Here is a 4,630-nt window from a genome sequence, read left to right as displayed (position 1 = left end):
CAAATACCGGTGGATACCCTAACATCCTAAGGTATTGGTTACATTGAGTCAAAATCACTGTACCCCACCATTCCTCGTCTTTTTTACTCAATCCAACTACCTGAATCGCCTCTTTAGGTAAATTAAACTCATTGTTAAAAAAACTAACGATAACTGTTTTTGCTTCAGTTATCTCTCCCATTTCCTTGTTCACCCGCCTTCCTCTTCCTCTTCTTCCTCTCTCTGCAACGCCTCAATTACAGCCAATTTTTTCATCAATTCTAGCTCTCGCTCATTGTATTCAGCTTCACTGATCTGGTCCAGATCTAGTTGTATTTGTAATTCTACAAGTTCCATGCTAATTTTGGTTTTGTCCCGATATTCAGCATCACTCTGTTCGACAATTTTTTCTGCTAAAGCAGCTACTCCCTTAATCGGAACAACTAAGGGCAAAAGCAACAGAGCGGCTAACATAGCCTTCCATCCTTTAAATTAACTATAATTTCTACGAAATTATAGGGAGGTATAGGGCCAATATATTTAAAAAGAACACCAGAACCATAACTTTCAGCTAATGCATTGATCTTGCCAGCAAATTCATCTTGCCGGCTTTTCTCTATCAAAAAATTAGCATTAACAAACATATGATTCCCGTATAACTCATTTTCCTTTACCTCACAGGCGATTTTACTTAAAGGTTTCATTACTCCAAGCCGGCATACTTCTTTCTTTTCTATCAAAGCGGCTTCGACCATGTGTCCTAATTCAATCTGCTGATCGAGGCTGCGACGTGCCGTTATTTTAGATAATTTATTCTTGAGTTTTTTGATCTCATAATTTTCCTCTAAGATTTCTTTAAACACCTGTTTTTCATCTGACCATAAAACTCGTAGACCATATTGGTTTTTATCATTCATATGTTTAAGTAACCCTTTCAATTCCTTATATCTGGGCTGTAAAAGAAATTTTATGATATCGTTTTCGGTTTCAGTCACCGTACCATAACGTACTGGCAGCAAAGTTCGTTCACTTAGGACTGCTTCCAGGACTTTCTGGTGAGCAATAACATGTTCTCTGTTAACAGTATATTTTTTCAAATTCGATTCACTTACAACAGCCGCTAGGTCTTGATAATGTACGGTAAAAACTCTTTGTCCCCCGCTAATTGGTACAGCAGCAAAAGTAAGCGGCTCAGCGCTCTCTATGATACAATAAACATATTTGCCCGTGCCGTTAACTGTACTCATCTCCTTCACTGCGAATGCATTTTATCCGGCGTAATAATCCGGAAAATATAGCTATCGCCCGGATTTTCCGGTAGAGAACAATAACCATAATGACGGCAATACTCTTCAAGCATTCTAGTGGTAGCGACAATTTTCTGAACTTGTTCGTTTTGCGCCATTTCGTTTGCTCCTAAAATACTTATGTCAGGATGACTTATGCGCAAATGTACCTTTTTAGCATCCTTAATTTGCTTTAAATTAGCACAAGCAGGAAGTCCCAAAAGTTTTCGGGCAGTTTCTAATTGTCCTCCGGTAATTTTTTTGAGTTCTATCGTTGTAAAACTCTTTGGCGGCAACGGACCCAGCAGTTGAAAATCCAGCTCTATACCATAGTTTTGCAGCACAGTATTATCTAAAGCTGCTAATTTTGTCTTAACTGCTTCCTCCTGTTCGGGATTTACCAGCATAGCCAGACTAAGAACTAGTTTATCGCCAATTACTTCATTTATATAATATTCAGTAAGAAGCGGGACTAGTTCAGCCACTATTTCACTCCCTATATCCTTTTTTTGACGAGTAAGTGCCTTGCTAATCATTTCACCAACTTTAATTAGGTCTTGCTGACTTATTTTTCCTGTAGCTACAAGTTGTTCTTTATAATTCTTGATTTCTTCTTCTTCGCTGACAGCGGCTAAAACTTTTGGTAAATCGCACCAAGAAACATTCAAGTCCCACTCGTTCTTTCCTGCCATGCTGTCCAACAATTGATTAAACTGACATTCATTCTGAACGAGCACCTGCCGAACTGTTTCCATATCACTGATAACCGTACCCAATTTTACCGGTACAAGAGGATAATTCCGGTGTATTACTTCCATAACGGTAAGGTGCTTGATAAACCAATCTGCCAACTCTTCTCGGGGCAATTCGTCAAATGAATAAGTTGGCGCCCGGCTAATCGCAAATCCTATGTTTTTGTACCAAAAACCTATGACAGGCTCCTTTTTTCCATCGATTTCCACACTAGTAAAAGGCTTGTTGTGTTCATTTCTTCCTAGCAAACCGTACAAATACACTTTTTGCAAAATCCGCCCCTACCTTTCTTTTTTGAATTCAATTTGTTGATTTTATAAATCATTTCTTTTAAAGAGTAACTTTATTTTATTCGAGGTTTGTTTTTAATTTGGGCATCTTCGGCCTATGACTCAAAAGCGTCGGCTTAGTTGATCGCATACACTGATCATTCATGTTGTTGTTTACAAATTCTTGGTATTTCACCATTTTGTTTTTGATAAAATTTAAATTTTTCAAGAGATTATCCTGTTTCTCATCCAACATTCTCAATTCCTGTTCCATTCGGCTCTTTTCCTTAGCCAATACGTATAGTTCCAGATAATCTTTGCGATAATGTTCCATCCGGGGCAAGCTGGTAATTTTACGGACTATTGATGTTGGAATACAACGCATACCTTTTATTTCCGAAAGAAGTTTCATAAACCATTCATTCTCCTTTTCGGCAATAAGTTTGAATTAATGTATAAATGTGATCTTTTAGTGGTCTTCGACTATCAATATTGCAAGATCTGGTAATTTCTGAACCAAGAACCTCTGTACATATCTGGCAAAACGTGTCATTCTGAGCATCCACCGGTATTCCCATGACATTAATGGACTTGGCAATCATAATGCATCCACGTACAGTAGGTGCAAATTCGCACTTTCCTGTAGCCCGAAGATCACGTACGATGTTTACGATGCATTCGGCATCGTCTAGCGATAAACTGGACTTGTTCCGTGTAATAAGCACTTCAGTTTCCTTGTCGAAATAATCTAGATCAATTGTAATCATGCGATCCCGCAAGGCGTCCTGACTGCGATAAACCCCTGCATATTCTTCCGGATTACTAGTAAAGATCGCTGTGAACTGCGGGTGTACTTTCATGTAGTGTTCCTTTTCATTACGAATAATGGGTAGGTCCAAAATCTGCTCCTGTAAAACCGGCAAAAGTATGTTATTCGCTTCAGGCCGTGAACGGGTAAATTCATCGTAAATCAAGGTATATCCGTACTTGCAGGCTACTGTTAAACGGCTATCTATCCAATGTTGAAGCATATCTTCTTCGGTTTTGAGTACGGATTTTATAAAATTATCCATTACCTTGCGCACACGAAAACCACACCTGCCGCCAATCAAGTCGGACGTGCTGAGTTCATCGTCACCATGAATAAGCATTACCGGCCTTCCTAATTTTTCGGAAATATGCATAGCCAACGCTGTTTTCCCGGTACCGGAACTGCCACGTAAGTGAACGGCAAAGCCTGCCTTGATATAGGCTAACGCCCGGTTAGTAATGCCTTTAATATAATCACTTTCGATAAAATCCGACTGATCAATAGCTATGTTGAAATTGGAAGCCTCTTTAATAATCATCAAAAATCACACCTCTCTACTAAATGTAAATTACCTTTCGCTCTTTACATAATTTTACTCTTCATTATAAAAGCGCCTCCAAATGTATTACGCTTTCTTTGCTACCATGATATGACGGCCCATCAAATTTGTTCCTAATTTCTACTTTTTTTGCCATGTTAACCATGGATCGCTGGATTATCAATCCATAGTAACCTTTTGCTGTATTCCGTATGAACTGTAAACTGTTTATAACCTCTCCACATACAGTGCATTATAGGATATGAAGAATACTTTAATAAGATGATTAATATAAAGCGAATTGTCAAGTCAAGTGCGACACTTCGTGTAAAAGACTTTAATAGCAGATTTCCACATTGGAATTTTCATTGTTTCCCCGCTGCCAAGAACAGTAAGGGTCCGCAAAATCTAGTCCCTTGAGCGTTTTCTCGATAGCCTTATTATTAGTATGAAACAGCATCAAATTAAAACAATAACTTATAAGGTTTCGCAGGATGAAGAGACGTTACCCTTGCTAAAATTCAGTAAGAATATCTTAGCACCAGGGACTCTTTTTCAAAACTAAGAAAATATAATGACGCTTACCGTTCTTCCATTGTCTCATTTTCCACCCCGCATTAATATAATACAGTAAGATTTAAAGTGAATTAATAGGAATAATTCACAGTATCCCTCACTAAAAAGAAAAAATTATCACATGGATAACTTGCATATTTTTCCCCGCACGCATATACTACAGCAAGTCATACCAAAGGACAGTTTTGTTTCTCATTACATTGAGGCAATCGTCAGATGTGATCAAATCACATTTGACGATATGATATAAGCCTATTAGCTGTCTTAGGATATCAAAGGAGATGAAAAAAATGGCCGTTAGAACTGCAATGGCATCTTCCAGCCTGGTTGAAGTCGTTGACCGCATCCTGGATAAAGGAATCGTGATAGACGCCTGGGCTCGTGTTTCACTCGTTGGGATTGAACTATTAGCTATTGA

Annotated in this window: 7 protein-coding genes; 1 reads left to right on the top strand and 6 read right to left on the bottom strand. The window is 38.4% G+C overall.

All coding sequences use genetic code 11. The annotated features are described in order from the left end of the window. From Ga0466249_RS25600 to gvpN, 6 genes are all read right to left on the bottom strand, one after another. Positions 1–193 (bottom strand): hypothetical protein (locus tag Ga0466249_RS25600; RefSeq protein ID WP_215832335.1); only part of this gene is annotated, 193 nt, incomplete at its 3' end. Continuing rightward, positions 190–453 carry a gas vesicle protein GvpG gene (locus Ga0466249_RS25595; RefSeq protein WP_215832334.1) on the bottom strand — a complete coding sequence of 88 codons (264 nt, stop codon included), beginning with the start codon at positions 451–453 and terminating at the stop codon, positions 190–192. The genes Ga0466249_RS25600 and Ga0466249_RS25595, both read right to left, overlap by 4 nt. After that, positions 447–1,226 carry a GvpL/GvpF family gas vesicle protein gene (locus Ga0466249_RS25590; protein WP_215832333.1) on the bottom strand — a complete coding sequence of 260 codons (780 nt, stop codon included), beginning with the start codon at positions 1,224–1,226 and terminating at the stop codon, positions 447–449. The genes Ga0466249_RS25595 and Ga0466249_RS25590 overlap by 7 nt, the downstream gene beginning before the upstream one ends. A 5-nt stretch (positions 1,227–1,231) precedes the next feature. Continuing rightward, a complete protein-coding gene (locus Ga0466249_RS25585) occupies positions 1,232–2,281 on the bottom strand; it encodes a GvpL/GvpF family gas vesicle protein (RefSeq protein WP_312889836.1) in 1,050 nt (349 codons plus the stop codon). An 85-nt stretch (positions 2,282–2,366) separates the two neighbouring features. Beyond that, complete coding sequence (locus Ga0466249_RS25580; protein ID WP_215832331.1) at positions 2,367–2,699, bottom strand: hypothetical protein; 333 nt, start codon at positions 2,697–2,699, stop codon at positions 2,367–2,369. A gap of 7 nt (positions 2,700–2,706) precedes the next feature. After that, the gene (gene gvpN / locus Ga0466249_RS25575) at positions 2,707–3,636 is read right to left on the bottom strand and encodes a gas vesicle protein GvpN (protein WP_215832330.1); all 930 of its coding nucleotides are present in this window, start codon (positions 3,634–3,636) and stop codon (positions 2,707–2,709) included. An 857-nt stretch (positions 3,637–4,493) separates the two neighbouring features. On the opposite strand from gvpN, the gene gvpJ reads away from it, so the two are divergent. After that, positions 4,494–4,630, top strand: a 137-nt coding sequence (gene gvpJ / locus Ga0466249_RS27945) for a gas vesicle protein GvpJ (RefSeq protein ID WP_215832336.1), incomplete at its 3' end; no start/stop codon positions are given.

The organism is Pelorhabdus rhamnosifermentans (assembly GCF_018835585.1).
Taxonomy (GTDB): Bacteria; Bacillota; Negativicutes; order UMGS1260; family UMGS1260; genus Pelorhabdus; species Pelorhabdus rhamnosifermentans.
This window is presented reverse-complemented; position numbering and strand designations above follow the sequence as displayed.